We start from the raw sequence: 17,901 nt of genomic DNA on the forward strand, positions 1-17,901 counted from the left end.
CGCCTTCTCGCGCTAAGATGTCTCTATCTATCGCAAAACTGACCCTCTTTCATGGATTGTTCCTCCGCCGCCTTTCAGGAATTGCTGCCAGTCACGGCGCGCGCCATGGCGCTGGCCGTCGACTATGCGCATGGCCACGTGATTTCCGTGCACCGCCACACGCATGCGCAATTGCTGTACGCCATCGAAGGCGTGATGACCATCGAAGCGCAGGGCGGGCGCTGGGTGGTGCCGCCCACGCGCGGCGTGTGGCTGCAGCCCGGCATCGCGCACCAGGTGCGCATGAGCGGCGCCGTGAAAATGCGCACCGTCTTCATCGATTGCGCCAGCTCGCCATTGCTGCCGCGCCACAGTTGTGTGCTCGACATCAGCCCCCTGCTGCGGCAACTGATCGTGGCGGCCGTCGACATCGCGCCCGATTTCGCGGAAGGCAGCCGCGACTGGCATCTGCTGCAATTGCTGTTGCACGAGCTTGACAGCCTGCCCGTGCTGCCCCTGTACCTGCCGCTGCCCATCGATGCGCGCCTGCGCGGCATTTGCGCGCGGCTGATGGCGCAGCCGGGCGAACAGCAGACGGTGGCGCACTGGGCGCAGGAATTGGCGATCACCGAGCGCAGCCTGCACCGCTTGTTCCAGAAACAGACGGGCATGCGCTTTGGCCAGTGGCGCCAGCAGGCGCGCTTGCTGCGGGCGCTGGAACAATTGGCGCACGGCAGCAAGGTCATCGACGTGGCCATGGACAATGGCTACACGAGCCAAAGTGCGTTCACCGCCATGTTCAGGAAGCATTTCGGCACCACGCCCACCGCGTTTTACCAGGCAAAAGTCATCGCTGCGTAAAAAAAATGCTGCTATGCATCAATAATCATGGGCGATAGCCGCCGCTCTTGTTATCATCGCAAGCCTTATCGCACCGCGCCCATCCTGGCAGCGGTGTTGACCTCAATCACACCACCATGACACAGAATTTCTTCCAGACTTTTATCCTGCTCTTGCTCGTCACCGACCCGTTCGGCAACGTTTCCCTGTTCGTCAATGCCCTCAAGCGTGTGCCGGTCGAGCGGCGCTGGAAAGTCGTGGTGCGCGAGTGCATGATCGCCTTCGGCATCTTGCTGCTGTTTATGTTCTTCGGCCGCCATTTCCTGAACGCCTTGCAATTGTCGGAAGTCGCGCTGCGCATCGGCGGCGGCGTGATCCTGTTCCTGATCGCCATGCGCATGGTGTTTCCACAGCCCAACGCCGGCAATAGCGACCACGAGATGGGCGGCGAACCGTTCATCGTGCCGCTGGCCATCCCCGCGCTGGCCGGCCCGTCGGCCCTGGCGACCGTCTTGCTGTTTTCCTCGCATGAAATGAACGACGTCATCGCCCACGTGGCGGGCTTGACAGCCGTGGCCGCCGTCTGGCTGGCCGTCTTCCTGTGCGCGGAACGCTTGCAGCGGGCGCTCGGTCCAAGGGTCATGACGGCATTCGAGCGCCTGATGGGCTTGATCCTGACGGCGATGGCCATTGAAATGTTGCTCGCTGGCATACGGGCGTTCCTGAAATCCGTTTAACATAGTCATTCATCCACTGAAGGAGTCCAGCATGAGCCGTTGCGCCCACCTTTGCCTGATGGCCGATTACAACCAGTGGATGAATGCCAAGGTCTACGCGGCGGCGGCCAGCCTGCCGCCCGAAGAGCTGCAACGCGAACGGGGCGCCTTCTTCGGCTCCCTGCTGGCCACCCTGAACCACGTGATGGTGGGCGACACCCTGTGGCTGCAGCGCTATGCGAAGCACCCGGCCGGCTTCCCCCTGCTCGACCCCATCCGTGCCATCACGCCGCCCGCGTCGCTCACGCACCCGCTGTTCGCGGCCGAGGATTTTGCCGCCATGCACGCGCACCGGCAATGGCTGGACCGGCTCATCGTCGACTGGGCCGCCTCCATCCGCGAAGAAGACCTGGACCACCTGCTCGATTACCGCAACAGCAAGGGGCCGAACCGGCGCGAATTTTTCAGCCTGCTCATGCATTTCTTCAATCACCAGACCCATCACCGGGGCCAGGCCAGCACCCTGCTGTCGCAGGCGGGCGTGGACATCGGCGACACGGATCTACTGTTTCGCATCCCCAACCATATTCAAGACTGACGATGGGCGGTAGCGCCACGCCTTGAGCAAGATCAAGCCCAGCGCCAGCGCACCGAACAGCCCGCCACACGCCAGCGCCCCCTGCATGCCGTAGCGGGCGATGGCCACGCCGCCCGCCAGCGCGCCCACCGTCACGCCCAGGTTGATGGCGGCGATATACACGCCGATGGCGAACGCGGGTGCCTCGCGCGCTTCGCTGCTGAGCCACACTTGCGTGACGATCAGTCCGCTCGTGTGCGCCGCGCCCCAGAACAGCAGCAAGACGGCCAGCACCGCCCAGCCGGGACCAGTTCCCGCATGGCGGTACAGCAGCCAGTACGCCAGCCCCAGCAGCAGTGGCTGCAGCACGACCGTGCGCAGCACATGCGTGCCCAGCTGGCGCCCCGCGAACAGATTGCCCGCCACGCCGCCCACGCCAAACACCACCAGCGCCAGCCCCGTCTGGCGCACCGACAAGCCCGCCACCTGCTGCAGGTAAGCGGCCGCATACGCATACACGGCAAACATGGCGGCAAACACCAGCACGGCGGCGGCAATCGCGAGCCACAAGGCGGGTTTGCGCAGCACGGCCAGCTGGCGGCCATACGCCATCGGCGCCTCGCGCGGCGTGTCCGGCAAGAACAGGAACAGCCCCAGCGCGGCCAGCGCGTTGACGAGGGCGCAGGCAAGAAACGATGCCTCATCGCCATACTGCGCAGCAATCCAGGTGGTGAGCGGAATCCCCAGCACCATGCCCATGCTGGTGCCCGTGAACGCATGCGCTCCGGCCCGCGCCGCCTCGCGTGGCGAATACAGGGCGGCAGTCGCCACCATGGCCAGCGAGAAATACACGGGATGGAACAGGGCCGGCACGATGCGCAGCGCCAGCAGCAGTTCGAAGCGGGGCGCATAGGCGGACGCCACGCTGGCCAGCGCGAACACGAGCAGGGAAACGATCAGCACGCGCTTGCGGCGCCAGCGCGTGGCCAGCAGCACGAGGAAGGGACCGCCCACGGCGATCACCAGGGCGAACAGGCTCACCAGCGAGCCCGCCTGCGCGGCCGTCACGGCATAGCGCTGCATGATCATCGGCAAGATACCCACCACGCCAAACTCGATGCAATACACGCCGAACAAGCCCAGCGCGAGGAAGACCACGGGATGCGGGCGGGTCATTGCCCCTGCTCCACGCCATACACTGCCTGGCACAGCTCCGTCACGAACGGCCCCGCCATGCCCTCCAATGCCGTATTCGTGAACGCCACCACGGACAATTCTTGCGCAGGGTCAACAAACCACGAATGGCCATACGTGCCGCCCATGCGCCAGCTGCCAGCCGACTCGGGCGTAGCGGCCAGTTGCGGGTCCGTCAGCACGGTAAAACCCAGGCCGAAGCCGCGGCCGGGCCAGAACGGCAAGTCGAAATCACCCGTCTGGCTTTCGCCCATCTGGCGCGCCAGCGCCGGCGGCAACAGCGGCGCGCCGCCCAGCCGCAAGGTTTCCAGCAGGCACATGAAGTCGGGGGCGGAACCGACCATGCCGGCGCCGCCGGACGGGTAGGCGTGCGCATCGCGGGCGCGGGCCGGCGACAAGGTAAAACCTGCCATGCCATCGAGAAACGGCAGATGGTCTTCCCCCGCGTCCAGCAAACGGCGCGGCCGGGATTCCCCCGCTGCGCGGTCCGCATAGGCGACGGCCAGGCGCGCCGGGTCCATCGCCAGGAAACCCGTGTCGCACATGGCCAGCGGCGCCGTCACCAGGTATTCCACGGCGCGCGCCAGCGGCAAGCCCGTCACCGCTTCGATCACGGCGCCCAGCACGTCGGTGGCGATCGAATACCCCCAGCGCTCGCCCGGCGCATACGCGAGCGGCACGGTGGCCAGGCGGCGCAGGTTGTCTGCCAGGGTCATGCGGGACGCATCCATGCCGTCCGACACCCCCGCCTGTGCATACGCGCCGCCCGGCGGCTGGAAGAAGCCATAGTCGAGGCCGGCCGTGTGCGTGAGCAAGTGGCGCACGGTCATCGCCGCCACGGCGCCGTCCGGCTGGCGCGGCGCAAAATACGGCAGCCAGCGCGCCACCAGGTCGTCCAGCCCCAGGCGCTGCTGCCCCACCAGCGCCAGCGCGGCAGTCGAGACGATGGGTTTGCTGACGGACGCCAGGCGAAAGACGGCATCCTCACGCATGGGCGTGCCCGCCTCGCGGTCCAGGTGGCCGGCCGCGCGGCGATACACGTCCTGGCCACGGTGGCGCACGAGCACCACGGCGCCCGCCAAACGCTGCTGCTGCAAAACAAGGTCCAGCAAGGCATCGATGCGGCCGGACAGGGCCGCGGGAGAGAAGTTGTACATCATGGCTGAGCCTTTCAAATGATCAGGCTGCCAAGGTAAGCCAGGCGTGATCAAAGAAAAACAGGCTATAGTTTCTGTCTGTGCGGACGCTGGCATCCGCAATCAACGGTGATGGAACGGACACGACATGGATAACCTGGCGGGATTCACGGCCTTCGTGCAGGCGGCCGAAACGCGCAGTTTCGTGGCGGCGGGCCGGGTGCTCGGCATTTCCGCCTCGGCCGTGGGCAAGAGCATCGCGCGGCTGGAACAGCGCCTGGACGTGCGCCTGTTTCAGCGCAGCACGCGCAGCATCGCGCTGACGAGCGAAGGCACCGTGTTCCTCGAACGCTGCCGGCGCATCCTGGGCGAGATCGAGGCGGCCGAGCTGGAGTTGTCGAACAGCAAGAGCTCACCCCGAGGCCGGCTGCGCGTCAGCCTGCCGCAAGTGGGCAGCCTGCTCAATCCCGTGCTGGCGGCCTTTGCGCGCGCCTATCCGCTGGTGGAACTCGACCTCGATTTCAGCGACCGCCGGGTCGATGTCATCGAGGAAGGCTACGACGCCGTCGTGCGCGCGGGCGAAAGCGCCGACAGCCGCTTGATGAGCCGCCAGCTGGGCCAGTTCCAGCTGCAGCTGGTGGCCGCGCCCGCCTATCTGGCGCAGCACGGCACGCCGGAGCTGCCCGCCGACCTGGCGCAGCACACTTGTTTGCTGTACAAGTTTCCCAGCAGCGGCAAGGTCGAGGCCTGGCCTTTGGCCGAATGGCCCGCCTTGCACGCGGCGGGCTTGCCGGCCCTGCTCAACTGCAACAATGTCGAGACCCTGCTGCACTTTGCCGAAAGCGGCCTGGGCATCGCCGCCCTGCCCGACTTTGCCGTGCGCGCGGCGCTCGCTAGCGGCCGCTTGCAGCCGGTGCTGGACGCGCACCACCGGCACGACGGGGCCTTTCGCATCCTGTGGCCCAGCAGCCGCCACCTGACGCCGAAACTGCGCGCCTTCATCGACTTCCTGGCCACGCACGTGTTTCCGGAAAGCTGAGTCCGCGTCCGGCGCCGTGCTCGTTGTTTCCACACGACAACTTATTTAATTTGCTACCAATTTTTAAACTTTTCGGGGACTTGATACAAGTTTTTGTATTGCAGTGCGGAATTTTGAGGAACAATTACAGGCTGGTCGCCCTTACGTATAAACCCGTAACCCTGGCCTGTCGACGTTTTCCTTCACTTCCGCAACACGAAAGCAATCATGTCACTCACACAATTCAAAATCGGCACCCGGCTCGGGATCGGGTTTGCTGTCGTCCTCGGCCTGCTGGTGGCCGTCTTGCTCGTCGGCCTGTATTCCATGGGGCAACTGAGCGCGCGCACGCACGACATCGTGGCCGACAAGAACGTCAAGATGGCGGCCGCCAATACCATGAGCGACAACGTGCGCAACATTACCTTGGCGATCACGAGCATTGTGGTGGCGCCGACGGAAGCGCTGGTACAGGCGGAACTGGCCAAGATCGGCGAAGCGCGCAAGAAATACGGCGCCGCCAAGGAAACCTTGCAAAAGAAGATTTCGACGGACAAGGAAACGGCGCTGATGGCCGAACTGGACGCGGCCCTGAAATCGGGTGCGCCGCTGAACAACAAGGTCATCGAGCTGCGCAATGCGGGCCAGACGGAAGAAGCGATCGCCTTTTTGACGCAGCAGGCGGCACCGAGCCTGAAGATCGTGCTGGGCGCGCTCGACAGCCTGGTCGCCTATGAAGCGCAGCAGGCGGCGCAGGCGGCGACGGACGCCGAAACGCTGAGCACGAGCGCGCGCGCTTCCATGATAGCCCTGGGCAGCGTGGCCGTGCTGCTGGGCGCCTTCGTTGCCTGGATCATCACGCGCTCGATCACCCAGCCCATCAATGCGGCCGTCAGCGTGGCCGAAACCGTGGCCTCGGGCGACTTGTCGTCGCACATCGTCGTCAATTCCAGCGATGAAACGGGCCGCCTGCTGGGCGCCCTGAAAGCCATGAACACGAGCTTGCTGGGCGTGGTGGCGCAAGTGCGCCACGGCACGGATGCCATCTCCACGGCGTCGAGCGAAATTGCCGCAGGCAACCTCGACCTGTCCTCGCGCACGGAAGAGCAAGCCAGTTCGCTGGAAGAAACGGCGTCGGCCATGGAAGAGCTGACCTCGACCGTGAAACAGAACGCGGACAATGCGCGCCAGGCGAACCAGCTGGCGAAAAGCGCGTCGGAAGTGGCCGTGCGCGGCGGCAGCATCGTTTCGCAAGTGGTCGACACCATGGGCACCATCAATGCATCGTCGCGCAAGATCGTCGACATCATCGGCGTCATCGACGGCATCGCCTTCCAGACCAACATCCTGGCCTTGAACGCGGCCGTGGAAGCGGCACGCGCGGGTGAACAGGGCCGTGGCTTCGCCGTCGTGGCCACGGAAGTGCGCAACCTGGCCCACCGTTCGGCCTCGGCCGCCAAGGAAATCAAGGAACTGATCGCCGCGTCCGTCGCCAACGTGGACACGGGCTCGCGCCTCGTCAATGAAGCGGGCCAGACCATGGGTGACATCGTCGACAGCATCGTGCGCGTGACCGACATCATGGGCGAAATCACTTCCGCCACGCACGAGCAGACCATCGGCATCGAGCAAATCAACATGGCCATTGCCCAGATGGATGAAGTGACGCAGCAAAACGCGGCCCTCGTGGAAGAGGCGGCTGCCGCTTCGCAAAGCATGCAGGAACAGGCTGGCGAGCTGGCCCACGTCGTGGGTTTCTTTAAAACCGGCAACCATGTCGCCAGCGCACCCAAGTTGACGCCGGTACGCACCGCAGCGGCACCCGCGGCGGCGAAAATCGCGCCCCCCGCAACCCGGCCCGCGCCCGCGCGCAAGGCCGTCGCGGCCGCGCCGGCACGCCGCAGCAATGCCGGCGCCGAGAGCGAATGGGAAGAGTTTTAACCAATAGCAACATCCTCACTACGGGAAAGCCAGGCAGGAAGTTGCTGCCTGGCTTTTTTTCGTCCGCAATCGCCACTTTTTTTGCGGCAAAGCCCGCGCAATAGACAAAAGTGCAAAACGTGCACCGCGCATACGCTTTACAATCCTCGCTCGCTTTACAAAATATTGGTCATCATGAATCAGGCAGAACAGCAGCGCCTCCTGGCTATCCTGGAGTATTGGCACAAGATCGAATTCTTTATCCCGTTTGACCTGAATCAAATCACGGACGTTGAAGACCCGTCCACCGTGCGCCTCCTGCAGCGCGAACAGCTGGCGCAATTGCCGCCGCAGTTCGCCACGCAATGGCAAGTGCCGTCCGACCGCGAGATCGACGGCTTCAGCCTGTTCCTCGGCGTGTTCGACAAGGCCGAAATCAACAAGGCTTGTCCGCCGGCCAACGGCCCGGAAAACATGGCCGAAACAGAAAAAACAGAACTGCTGGGACGTTCGTGCTTTGCCCGCCTGAACCTCAATGCGCTGGGTGAGCCGCAGTTCGATCCCGTCTCCGTGTCGACCTTGCCGTGGGCCCTGGGCCGTGCCCGCACGCCGGACTGGTCCGGCCTGAGCCTGGACGCCTTCAGCGACAGCCAGCTGGCGCTGCAAGACAGCCTGCGCAACTTCGCGGCAAGCCGCGCGCCGCAGCCCGTGACGGACGAAGCCGGCAATGTCTCGTCGCCCCTGTCCGGCATGGAAATCGCCGCGCTGGCCGACCTGCTGATGGACTGGGCCGGTTTCCGCCCATCCGCCGGCCAGCCGCTGGCCGTGCTGGAATTGCGCACGCGCAAGAAACGCGCCCCCGCGACGGACGCCGATATGCTGGAGACCAGCCAGAACCGCACGCTGGACTTCGGCGACGCGGTGGAACCTTCGATCGATATCCTCAACAGCTTTTACCTGGACGACCTGGAACAGATCATCCGCGCCTTGCGTGGCGGCAAGCTGCCCGCGACGGTCGCCGCCTACCTGACGCCGCTGGCGCAGGATGAACGCATCGACCTGTACAGCCCGGCAGGACGCCAGGCGCTGGCCGCCATGCTCAATCCGGCCAACATGAACCGGGGACACTGGCTGGAAGACGCCAGCTACGCCATGAGCCTGATGCAGCAGTTCGCCATCCATGGCGCGCGCACGGGCTTGCACGAACGGGGCATCTTTTCCGTCAACGGCCCGCCGGGCACGGGCAAGACGACCTTGTTGCGTGAATTGTTCGCCGACAACATCGTGCGCCGCGCTGCCGTGCTGTCTTGCCTGGACCGCGCCGGCGACGCCTTCATCGGCAAGGTAGCCGTGGCCTTCGAAGGCGTGCGCGACCCCATCACCATCGCCCGCTTGCGCCCAGAACTGACGGGCTTTGAAATGGTCGTCGCTTCGTCAAACAATGCGGCCGTGGAAAACATTTCCGGCGACCTCCCTAAACCCAAGCAGCTGGGCAAGGAATGGGCGCGCACGCGCTATTTCGAAAGCGTGGCGCGCCGGGTCGTGGCGGACGGCAATGGCGCCAACCGCGCCCTGGGCGAGGCGGAAGCGCCCTGGGGTTTGATGTCCTGTGCGCTGGGCAACAGCGCGAACCGCCGCCGCTTCGTCAGCAATTTCTATGACGACGACTGGGAAAAGAGCACGGTGCGCAAGACGCCGAACGCGCAGAATATCCGCCAGTGGCTGGCCAGCTACCAGGGCGTGAGCTTCGCCCAGGCCGCGCGCGAATTTCGCGAGACGGAACACGTGGTGGAAAAGGCCCTGGCCGAGCACGCCCAATACGCGGCCCTGTGGCAAGCCGTGGGCACCTGCACGGAAGCCGATTTCATCGAGGCCAGCCAGCACGCGCTAATTGCCGCGGAACAAGAAATGGATGCGGCCAACGGCGCCCTGTCCGGCGCGCTGGCGCAGCAGGACACCTTGCTCGCCAGCAAGAAGGATTTGCTGGAAGAGGAACGCCTGGTAGCGCTGACGCAGCCCGGCTTCTTTGCCCGCCTGTTCCGCACGGCCCCGGCGCGCGCCTACAAGGATGCCGTCGTGGCCAATGCCGAAGCGCAACGCCAGGCTGCGCGCGACGTGTCCGCCATCAAGCTGCTGCTGAAAGGCGAACTGGAGCCGCGCTGCGAGCGCGCCCGCAACAGCCTGCACATCGCCCTGCGCACGGCGCAATCGCGCCAGCGCGAATGGGATGACAGCACGGAACTGCTGCGCCGTGCGCGCATGCGCTTCCCCACCATCCTCGCGCCGGCCACCTTGGACGAGCTGGACGGCGACGCCCTGCAAATTGGCGGCCTGTGGCATGAACCGGCCCTGGCGCGCCTGCGCTCGCGCCTGTTCGCCAAGGCCCTGGCCCTGCATGAAGCGTGGCTGGCCGAGGTGGCGAAGAAGGGCGGACCCGGCTTTGGCGGCAACTTGCTGGCCGTCTCCAAATTGCTGAAAAACAAGCGCGCCTATGACCAGTCGCATATCGCCATGGTGTGGCACAGCCTGTTCATGGTGGTGCCCGTCGTGTCGACCACGTTTGCCTCGTTCGCGCGCCAGTTCCAGGGCATGGGTCCCGAATCGCTGGGCTGGCTGTTCATCGATGAAGCGGGCCAGGCCGTGCCGCAAGCGGCGCTGGGCAGCCTGTGGCGCGCCAAGCGCGCCGTCGTCGTGGGCGACCCGCTGCAGATCGAACCCGTATTCACGGTGCCGGGCCGCCTCGTGCAAACCTTGTCCGCCCTGTCGCCGCACACGCGCGATGGCAGTTACGCGCCGACCAGCGTTTCCGTGCAGACCCTGGCCGACAAGGCCAACCGCTATGGCGCCGTCGTCGGCGCCGGCAGCGCACAGCCGCTGTGGATAGGCAGCCCCCTGCGCGTGCACCGCCGCTGCGTGGAACCGATGTTTTCGCTGGCCAACAGCATCGCCTACGAAGACAAGATGGTCTACGGGCTGGCCGAGCGCACGCCGCAGGCCGGCGCCCGGGGCCTGACGCGGGGCCCCAGCTGCTGGATCGACGCCGTCAGCCCCGTCAGCTACAAGCAGGTGGTGCCCGTGCAGCTCGATTTCGTGCTGGAAGTACTGTTGAAGCTGTATCGCCGCGACGGCAAGCTGCCGGACATGTATGTGATCACGCCGTTCAAGGCCGTGCGCAACGAATTGCGTTCGCGCATCGTCGACATGGACTGGGACCGCCGCCTCGGCTATGGCAAGGCGCCGACGGCGCGCGAATTGCGCCAGTGGAGCAGCCAGATGGTGGGTACCGTGCACACCTTCCAGGGCAAGGAACAAAGCGTGGTGATGCTGGTCCTCGGCGCCGACGACAGCACGGCCGGCGCCGCGCAATGGGCGGCGGCCACGCCGAACCTGCTCAACGTGGCCCTGACGCGCGCGCAGCATTACGTGTACATCGTCGGCAACCCGCTGCTGTGGGGGCAGTTGCCGCACTTTGCGCCGGCGTGTGCGCAATTGCCGCATACGGGCATGCATGAGTTTTTGGTGGAAATGGGGTAAAACACCTGATCAAACCTGCTGCGCATCGCGATTTGCCGCCTCCGATGCTCACTGCCTCGGGGGAGCCGAACCTCTCTTGCGCTCGCTACGGTTTTATCAGGCGTTCTCAACGGGGAAAACAAGGGTAAACGTCGTGGCGGCCGCGTCGGACGCCACGCTTGCGCTGCCGCCATGCAGCTGCATGATGGCCGTGACGATGGCCAATCCTAAGCCTGTGGAAGCGGCCGAATCGCTGCGGGCCGGGTCGGCGCGGTAGAAGCGCTCGAACAGGTGCGGCAGGTGGCGCGCAGGGATGGCGGGACCGAGGTTGCTCACGCTCAATTCCACACCGTCGTTCGTCGCGTGCGAACGCAGCAGTATCGTGCTGCCGGGCGCCGCGTGGCGGATGGCGTTCGACAGCAAATTGCCCAACGCGCGGCGCAGCAGTTGCGGCTCGGCCGTGACATTGCCGCTGCCGTGACAGGCCAGCGCCAGCTCCCGCTCTTCGGCCAAACCTTCAAAGAAATCGGCCAGCCTTAAAAACTCGTCCTGCACGGGCAGGACTTGCTTGACGAGCACCATTTCATCCTGCTGCGCCCGCGCCAGGAACAGCATGCTGTCGATCATGCGCGACAGCCGTTCCAGCTCTTCCACATTCGACGACACCAGCTGTTCATACTCGTGCGCACTGCGGGGGCGAGCCAGCATCACCTGGCTTTGCCCCAGCAGATTGGTGACGGGCGTGCGGAATTCATGCGCGAGATCGGCGGAAAACTGCGACAGCCGCGCATAGCCTTCCTGCAGCCGCGCCAGCATGGCGTTCAGCGCCTGGATCAAGGGCAAGAGCTCCGTCGGCGCCCCGCGCGCATCGAGTTGCTGCTCCAGCTTGCCCGGCCGTACGAGGGCCGCATGCGCGGCGATATTGCGCAATGGCCGCAATCCCCGCAACAACATCACGCTGGCCAGCAAGGCCGCCACCAGCGCGCTGACGGCCACCGATACGACGATCTGCCAGCGGTAGGCGGCAAACATGGCCGTGCGGTCGCCATAGACCCGGGCGACGGAAATGTCGGCCATCTGCGCGGGATCGCCGATGCGCGCGCTGGCCGCCACGACCCTGGCCGGATAGCCGTCGCGGCTGATCCAGCTGACGATATCGCCGGCCGTCACGGGCACATCGACGGCCACGGGAACAGCATGCGCCACCATCTCGCCGTGCGGATTGACATCGATCAAACGCGTGCCATCGGCGCGCACGATGCGGACCAGGGAATTCTCTTGCCCGCTCATGGTGTCGCGGAAATACTGGGGCCGTTCGCGGATGATGTCCAGGGTGCCCGCATTGCCCAGCAACTGCTGGATTTGCCGCAGTTTTCCCAACAATAAAATATCGTCGCGGCGCTCGATTTCCGCCACAAATGAACGGTACAGATGCATGCCCAGCCCGGCTGACACGAGCGCCACGATCAGCACGAACACGAGCGTGACGCGCAGGGTCAGCGAGCGGCGCAGTTGCGAGAATTTCATGCGCCGGCGCCGTTGTCGGATACGATCGGCGCGCGCACTTCGCAGACATAGCCCATGCCCCGCAAGGTGTGGATCAGCTTGGGTTCGAAGGGGTCGTCGAGCTTGCTGCGCAGGCGGCGGATGGCCGCGTCGATGACGTTGGTGTCGCTCTCGAAATTGATGTCCCACACTTGCGAGGCGATGATAGAGCGCGACAGCACTTCGCCCTGGCGCCGCGCCAGCAGATGCAGCAAGCCGAATTCCTTGGCCGTCAGGGTGATGCGCTGGCCTTGCCGGCTGACCTTGCGTTTCATCACATCGATTTCCATGTCGCCGATGCGGATCACGTCGTCTTCGCGCGGCGGGCCCCGGCGCAACAGGGTGCGGATGCGCGCCACCAGTTCGGCAAAGGCAAACGGTTTCACCAGGTAATCGTCGGCGCCCAGTTCCAGCCCTTTCACGCGGTCCTGCACCTCGTCGCGCGCCGTGAGGAAAATCACGGGCACGTCGGCGCCGCCCTCCTGCAGCCGCAGTGCGCGCAAGACTTGCCAGCCATCCATGATGGGCAGCATGACGTCGAGCACGATCAGATCGGGCGCCTCGCTGCCGGCCATGTGCAGGCCGTCGCGGCCGTTGCGCGCCAGGCTCACCGTGAAACCGGACTCGGCCAGGCCGCGCAACAGGTAGTCGCCCGTCTTCGGTTCGTCTTCAATGACCAGGATGCGCATGGCGGCTTTCTAATGGGAATATGAAACCATTTTACGCCGCACGCACGCCGCCGCGGATGATAAAAATGTCATGCGGCGATCATCTTCGCGTAGGGCAAGCCTGGCCATACTGGCGTCACTTGATTCCCTGGACGCCACATGAAAACCCTGTTACTCGGCAGTACCCTGCTGTACCTGCTGGCCAGTCCCGCCCACGCGCAATTGCGCAATATCAATGATCTGCCGCTGGCGGCGGCCAACAAGCTGGCCAACGCGGCCATGGCCGCGTGCCAGGCGCAGGGCCGGCACATCGTCGTCACCATACTGGACCATGGCGGCAATGTCGTCGCCGTGCAGCGCGCCGACGGCGTCGGTCCCCACAACACGGAAGCCAGCCGGCGCAAGGCGTACACGGCCTTGTCCACCAAAAGCGATACCTATGCGCTGGCCGTGGCCGCCCGCAACAATCCGGACATGAGCAATTTGACCACCGTGCCGGAACTCTTGCTGCTGGGCGGCGGCTTGCCGTTGATGGCACAGGGGCAGGTGGTTGGCGCCATCGGCGTCGCCGGTGGCGGTGGCGCCCTGCAAGACCGTGCCTGCGCCCAGGCGGCGCTGGCCGCCCTCCCCGAACTCGATTCCCCCCCACCTTGAAAGCAACAACGATGACTTGTCTGAAAAAAATCACCGCCGCCCTGGCTTTCGCCAGCCTGTCCAGCACGGCCCTGGCCGCCGCCAATCCCTTGAGCGTGCACATCCTCGACTTGCAAAGCGGCCAGCCGACGGCGGGCGTGACGGTGACCCTGGAACACAAGAAGGGAGATGACTGGAAGCAATTGAGCAGCGCCGTGACGAATGCGCAGGGGCGCATCGCGGCCATGTATCCGGCCGATACGCCCTTGCAGGCGGGCGATTACCGCATCGTGTTCAAGACAGGCGAGCACTATGCGCGCCTGAAACAGGAAACTTTTTTCCCGGAAATCCCCGTGCAATTTCACGTGAAAAAGACCGACCAACATTATCACATTCCCTTGCTGCTCAGTCCTTTCGGTTTTTCCACTTACCGAGGAAACTGACCGTCGATCACGCCACCGTCTTCGCCGTCTGTCCGAACAGCACGCTTTTCGCGTCGCCGCTGACGGTGGGCTGCACATTGATTTCGGCCGCCCGCGCATACGCGCGCACGGTGGCGGGACGGGCGGCGATGGCCGCGAACCAGCGCGCCAGGTGCGGGAAATCTTCCAGCTTCTGGCGCTGGCGGGCGTGCGGCACGATCCACGGGTAGATCGCCATGTCGGCGATGGAATAGTTGTCGCCAGCCACGAATGCACGGTCCGCCAGGCGCTTGTTCAGCACGCCGTACAGCCGGTTCGTTTCATTCACGTAGCGCGTGATGGCGTACTCGATGGGTTCCGGCGCATATTGCACGAAATGGTGGTTTTGCCCGGCCATGGGGCCCAGGCCGCCCATTTGCCAGAACAGCCACTGCATGACTTCGGCGCGTCCCCGCACGTCGTCCGGCAGGAATTGCCCGCTTTTCTCGGCCAGGTATTGCAAAATGGCGCCCGACTCGAACAGGGACAGCGGCGCGCCGCCATCTGCCGGCGCCTGGTCGACGATGGCGGGGATGCGGTTGTTCGGCGCGATGGCGAGAAACTCGGGCTGGAACTGTTCGCCCTTGCCGATATGCACGGGAATGAGGTTGTAGGGGATGCCCGCTTCTTCCAGGAACATCGTCACTTTGTGCCCGTTGGGCGTGGTCCAGTAATACAGGTCGATCATCGTGGTCTTTCCAGGTAGATAAGTAGGGCAGGCGGCCTCCGCATCACTATTGTCGCGCCGCAACTGATATGCATGGATATAATGCCACGTAAGCGAAAAACAAGACGGCGCCCAAGCGAGGCAAGCGCCCACTCGCGCCGTCACGCAGGCATCCCGACATTCCAGAGCACAAACAAAGAAAGCCGACCATGCGCAAACTCCTGATCGTCACGCTGTCCGTCCTGCTGTCAGGCTGTGTCCAGGACTTCGCCATCTATATGTTCGATGGACAGGACCATTCCCTGACCGTGCGCCGCCAGCAACGTTATTTTTGGCAAGATACCGTGGAAGTGCAGCTGATGGCGACCAATTTGCCGCAATGCCAGCGCCTGCATACCTTGTCGACGGATGCGCCGGCCGACATCACCGTCGAGCTGTTTGCGGCCGGCGATGGCATATGGAATATCCGCATGGGCAAGCAGCTGTGGCAGGCGGAAACAAATACCTGTAATGAGCTGACGGAAATGGAAAACGACCCGAAAGCCGACCTGGGCCAGCCGATCGGGCAATTCGTGGTCGTCGATGACAAGCTGGAATTCGAACCGGCGCCGCAAGCGGCGGCGCCAGCCCAGTAAGTCCTGAACGAAACCCCTAGCGCGCTGCCAGGCTGCGCAGCGGTTTTTTCGCCACGGCGCGTGGCGCGCCAGCCGAGCTTGCCGCCAGGCGCGGCGCCGTCCCCGATTCCTGCGCCGACAGCTTGAAGCGCGCCACCAGTTGCGCCAGCACGGCCGCCTGGTCTTGCATGCTCGACGCCGCTGCCGCCGCCTCTTCCACCAGTGCCGCATTTTGCTGCGTCACGCTATCCATCTCCGTGATTGCCTGGTTGACATGGCCGATGCCCGTGCTTTGCTCATGCGAGGCGGCCGTGATGTCGGCCATGATGTCGGTCACGCGCGAAACGGAAGCGACCACCTGATCCATGGTCGTGCCCGCCTGTGCGACGAGGGTGCTGCCGGCCGCGATGCTGTCGACGGAAGCGCCGATCAGCTCCTTGATTTCCTTCGCCGCGCCGGCGGACCGTTGCGCCAGGTTGCGCACTTCCGACGCCACGACGGCAAAGCCGCGTCCCTGCTCGCCCGCGCGCGCCGCTTCCACGGCCGCGTTCAAGGCGAGGATATTCGTCTGGAAGGCGATGCCGTCGATGACGCCGATGATGTCGACGATCTTGCGCGACGAAGCGTTGATGGTATCCATGGTGCCGATCACTTGCGCCACCACGGCGCCGCCCTGGCGGGCCACGGCGGAAGCGGACTGCGCCAGTTCATTCGCCTGCACGGCGTTGCCCGCGTTCTGGGTCACGGTCGACGTCAATTCCTCCATCGAGGCGGCCGTTTCTTCCAGCGAACTGGCTTGCATTTCCGTGCGCGCCGACAAGTCCATATTGCCGCTGGCAATCTCGCTCGATGCCGTGGCAATCGTCTCGGCGCTGTGGCGGATTTCGCTGATCGCATCGACCAGGTTGGTCTGCATGGTTTTCATCGCGTACAGCACGCTGTGGCGGTCGTTGGCATGCGTGCGCACGACGCCGCTCAAATCGTTATTCGCGATCTTTTCCGCCACGTCGGCCGCATACTCGGGATCGCCGCCCAGCGCATGGCGCAGGCTGCGGTTGATCACCACGACGACGGCCGCCAGCAAGCCGCATACCAGTACCAGCACGCCCAGCGAGGTGAGCAGCGACTGGCGGAAGGCCGCATCGATATCATCCATGTACACGCCCACCACCAGGGTCCAGGCCCATGGCTTGTAAGCCACCACGCGGCTCATCTTCGGTTCGGGGGTTTTCTGGCCGGGACGGGGGAAATAGTAATGGACGAAGCCCTTGCCCGCATCGCTCTTGCCGACGGTAACGATGTCGCGGTACAGATAAGTACCGTTGGCATCTTTAAAATCCGACATGTTCTTGCCGTTCGTTTGCGGCGCGGCGGGATTCATCACGACGACGGCATCGAGGTTGATAATGGACAAATAACCGGTCTCGCCGAAACGCATGCTCTTGATGACGGCCGTGGCCTGCTTCTGCGCTTCTTCCTTCGTCAGGGCACCGCTGGCGGCCAGGTCGCCGAACATCTTGACGGCGCCCAGGCCCAGGTCGGCGGCATTGCTCAGGTCGGCGCTGCGCTCTTCGATGCGGATCTTGCGCACTTCCAGGGCGTTATAGACAAAAATAACGGTGATGCACAACAGGCTGCAAATCAGGGGAATCCATAACTTTTGCTGGAACGTCAATTTCTTCATGCTGTGTCTCCAACTATCTATTTGCGGCAAAGGGGCGTGGCCCGCTTCCAGCTCGGCTGGCCAGGAATGCGGCGGCGACGGTGCTCTGGCGGCACCGTTCAGACTGCTTCAGCATACGCTCGAACGACCGATATTTACAATGCCGGGAAGCAATGAATTTTGCCCAGTGTTGTTAATGCGTTGCGACAATTGATGAGAATTGATGGTGCATTGCAATAAAATTGAGGCCAGCGGCCGCCGTTCTTTTGCGCTACAGTCACTCCCATTCCCCACCGCGCAAGGAGTTCCATGTCCACCACCATGAGCTGGCAAGGCTTTGCCATCCTGTCGGCCGTGTTCGCGGCCCTGACGGCCATCCTGGGCAAGCTGGGCGTGGCCCACCTGAACAGCAACATGGCCACCTTGATACGCACGGGCGTCATCCTGCTGGTGACGGCGGCCATCATCTCGCTGCGCGCGGAATGGCAGCGCCCCGCCGGCGGCAACTGGGTGGGCTGGACTTGCCTGATCGCCTCGGGCGTGGCCACGGGCTTGTCGTGGCTATGCTATTTCCGCGCGCTGCAGCTGGGGCCCGTGTCGCTGGTGGCGCCCGTCGACAAGCTCAGCGTGGCGCTGGTGATGCTGGCCGGCTGGCTGGTGCTGGGCGAACCGTTCACGCTGAAAGGGGCCCTCGGTGGCGGCTTGATCGTGCTCGGCTCGCTGATTTTGCTGCTGTGACGCATTCCACGGCACGCGG

At 64.4% G+C, this 17,901-nt stretch carries 16 protein-coding genes; 10 read left to right on the forward strand and 6 right to left on the reverse strand.

Annotation, left to right across the window (positions count from 1 at the left end; translation table 11 throughout):
* The first annotated feature begins 51 nt into the window (after nucleotides 1-51).
* The 3 genes from OX459_RS24825 to OX459_RS24835 all read left to right on the forward strand — a co-directional run bounded on the left by OX459_RS24825 (nucleotide 52) and on the right by OX459_RS24835 (nucleotide 2,133).
* On the forward strand, nucleotides 52-840 hold the full coding sequence (locus OX459_RS24825) for a helix-turn-helix transcriptional regulator (protein WP_289906942.1): 789 nt from the start codon (nucleotides 52-54) through the stop codon (nucleotides 838-840).
* A gap of 116 nt (nucleotides 841-956) precedes the next feature.
* Nucleotides 957-1,556 (forward strand): MarC family protein, encoded by a 600-nt coding sequence (locus OX459_RS24830; RefSeq protein ID WP_077398149.1) that lies wholly within the window; start codon nucleotides 957-959, stop codon nucleotides 1,554-1,556.
* A gap of 31 nt (nucleotides 1,557-1,587) precedes the next feature.
* Entirely contained in the window at nucleotides 1,588-2,133 is a 546-nt protein-coding gene (locus OX459_RS24835; protein WP_289900498.1) for a DinB family protein, read from the forward strand.
* On the opposite strand, the gene OX459_RS24840 is transcribed toward OX459_RS24835, so the two are convergent.
* Both OX459_RS24840 and OX459_RS24845 read right to left on the reverse strand, forming a co-directional pair.
* Nucleotides 2,098-3,288 carry an MFS transporter gene (locus OX459_RS24840; RefSeq protein ID WP_289906943.1) on the reverse strand — a complete coding sequence of 397 codons (1,191 nt, stop codon included), beginning with the start codon at nucleotides 3,286-3,288 and terminating at the stop codon, nucleotides 2,098-2,100. The genes OX459_RS24835 and OX459_RS24840 overlap by 36 nt on opposite strands.
* Nucleotides 3,285-4,466 (reverse strand): serine hydrolase domain-containing protein, encoded by a 1,182-nt coding sequence (locus tag OX459_RS24845; protein ID WP_289906944.1) that lies wholly within the window; start codon nucleotides 4,464-4,466, stop codon nucleotides 3,285-3,287. Before OX459_RS24845 ends, OX459_RS24840 begins: the two co-directional genes overlap by 4 nt.
* 124 nt (nucleotides 4,467-4,590) lie before the next feature.
* Between OX459_RS24845 and OX459_RS24850 the strand changes: the two genes are divergently transcribed.
* From OX459_RS24850 to OX459_RS24860, 3 genes are all read left to right on the forward strand, one after another.
* A complete protein-coding gene (locus OX459_RS24850; protein ID WP_289906945.1) occupies nucleotides 4,591-5,481 on the forward strand; it encodes a LysR family transcriptional regulator in 891 nt (296 codons plus the stop codon).
* A gap of 207 nt (nucleotides 5,482-5,688) precedes the next feature.
* On the forward strand, nucleotides 5,689-7,401 hold the full coding sequence (locus OX459_RS24855; RefSeq protein ID WP_289906946.1) for a methyl-accepting chemotaxis protein: 1,713 nt from the start codon (nucleotides 5,689-5,691) through the stop codon (nucleotides 7,399-7,401).
* 174 nt (nucleotides 7,402-7,575) lie between these two features.
* Nucleotides 7,576-10,914 (forward strand): AAA domain-containing protein, encoded by a 3,339-nt coding sequence (locus tag OX459_RS24860; protein ID WP_289906947.1) that lies wholly within the window; start codon nucleotides 7,576-7,578, stop codon nucleotides 10,912-10,914.
* A gap of 96 nt (nucleotides 10,915-11,010) precedes the next feature.
* On the opposite strand, the gene OX459_RS24865 is transcribed toward OX459_RS24860, so the two are convergent.
* Both OX459_RS24865 and OX459_RS24870 read right to left on the reverse strand, forming a co-directional pair.
* Entirely contained in the window at nucleotides 11,011-12,420 is a 1,410-nt protein-coding gene (locus OX459_RS24865; RefSeq protein WP_289906948.1) for a heavy metal sensor histidine kinase, read from the reverse strand.
* The gene (locus OX459_RS24870) at nucleotides 12,417-13,127 is read right to left on the reverse strand and encodes a heavy metal response regulator transcription factor (RefSeq protein WP_289906949.1); all 711 of its coding nucleotides are present in this window, start codon (nucleotides 13,125-13,127) and stop codon (nucleotides 12,417-12,419) included. The genes OX459_RS24865 and OX459_RS24870 overlap by 4 nt, the downstream gene beginning before the upstream one ends.
* A 138-nt stretch (nucleotides 13,128-13,265) precedes the next feature.
* Between OX459_RS24870 and OX459_RS24875 the strand changes: the two genes are divergently transcribed.
* A complete protein-coding gene (locus OX459_RS24875) occupies nucleotides 13,266-13,760 on the forward strand; it encodes a heme-binding protein (protein ID WP_289906950.1) in 495 nt (164 codons plus the stop codon).
* Between the two features lie 11 nt (nucleotides 13,761-13,771).
* Nucleotides 13,772-14,182, forward strand: a complete 411-nt coding sequence (gene uraH / locus OX459_RS24880; RefSeq protein ID WP_289906951.1) for a hydroxyisourate hydrolase — start codon at nucleotides 13,772-13,774, stop codon at nucleotides 14,180-14,182.
* Nucleotides 14,183-14,189: 7 nt separating this feature from the next.
* On the opposite strand, the gene OX459_RS24885 is transcribed toward uraH, so the two are convergent.
* Nucleotides 14,190-14,888, reverse strand: a complete 699-nt coding sequence (locus OX459_RS24885) for a glutathione binding-like protein (protein WP_289906952.1) — start codon at nucleotides 14,886-14,888, stop codon at nucleotides 14,190-14,192.
* Between the two features lie 188 nt (nucleotides 14,889-15,076).
* Between OX459_RS24885 and OX459_RS24890 the strand changes: the two genes are divergently transcribed.
* Nucleotides 15,077-15,502 (forward strand): hypothetical protein, encoded by a 426-nt coding sequence (locus OX459_RS24890; protein WP_251351680.1) that lies wholly within the window; start codon nucleotides 15,077-15,079, stop codon nucleotides 15,500-15,502.
* A gap of 16 nt (nucleotides 15,503-15,518) precedes the next feature.
* Here OX459_RS24890 and OX459_RS24895 read toward each other — a convergent pair whose 3' ends face one another.
* On the reverse strand, nucleotides 15,519-17,165 hold the full coding sequence (locus tag OX459_RS24895; protein WP_289900508.1) for a methyl-accepting chemotaxis protein: 1,647 nt from the start codon (nucleotides 17,163-17,165) through the stop codon (nucleotides 15,519-15,521).
* A 288-nt stretch (nucleotides 17,166-17,453) separates the two neighbouring features.
* Between OX459_RS24895 and OX459_RS24900 the strand changes: the two genes are divergently transcribed.
* A complete protein-coding gene (locus OX459_RS24900) occupies nucleotides 17,454-17,882 on the forward strand; it encodes an EamA family transporter (protein WP_218965295.1) in 429 nt (142 codons plus the stop codon).
* The last annotated feature ends 19 nt before the right edge of the window (nucleotides 17,883-17,901 follow it).

Source organism: Janthinobacterium sp. SUN026 (genome assembly GCF_030397625.1).
Lineage (GTDB): Bacteria > Pseudomonadota > Gammaproteobacteria > Burkholderiales > Burkholderiaceae_D > Janthinobacterium > Janthinobacterium kumbetense.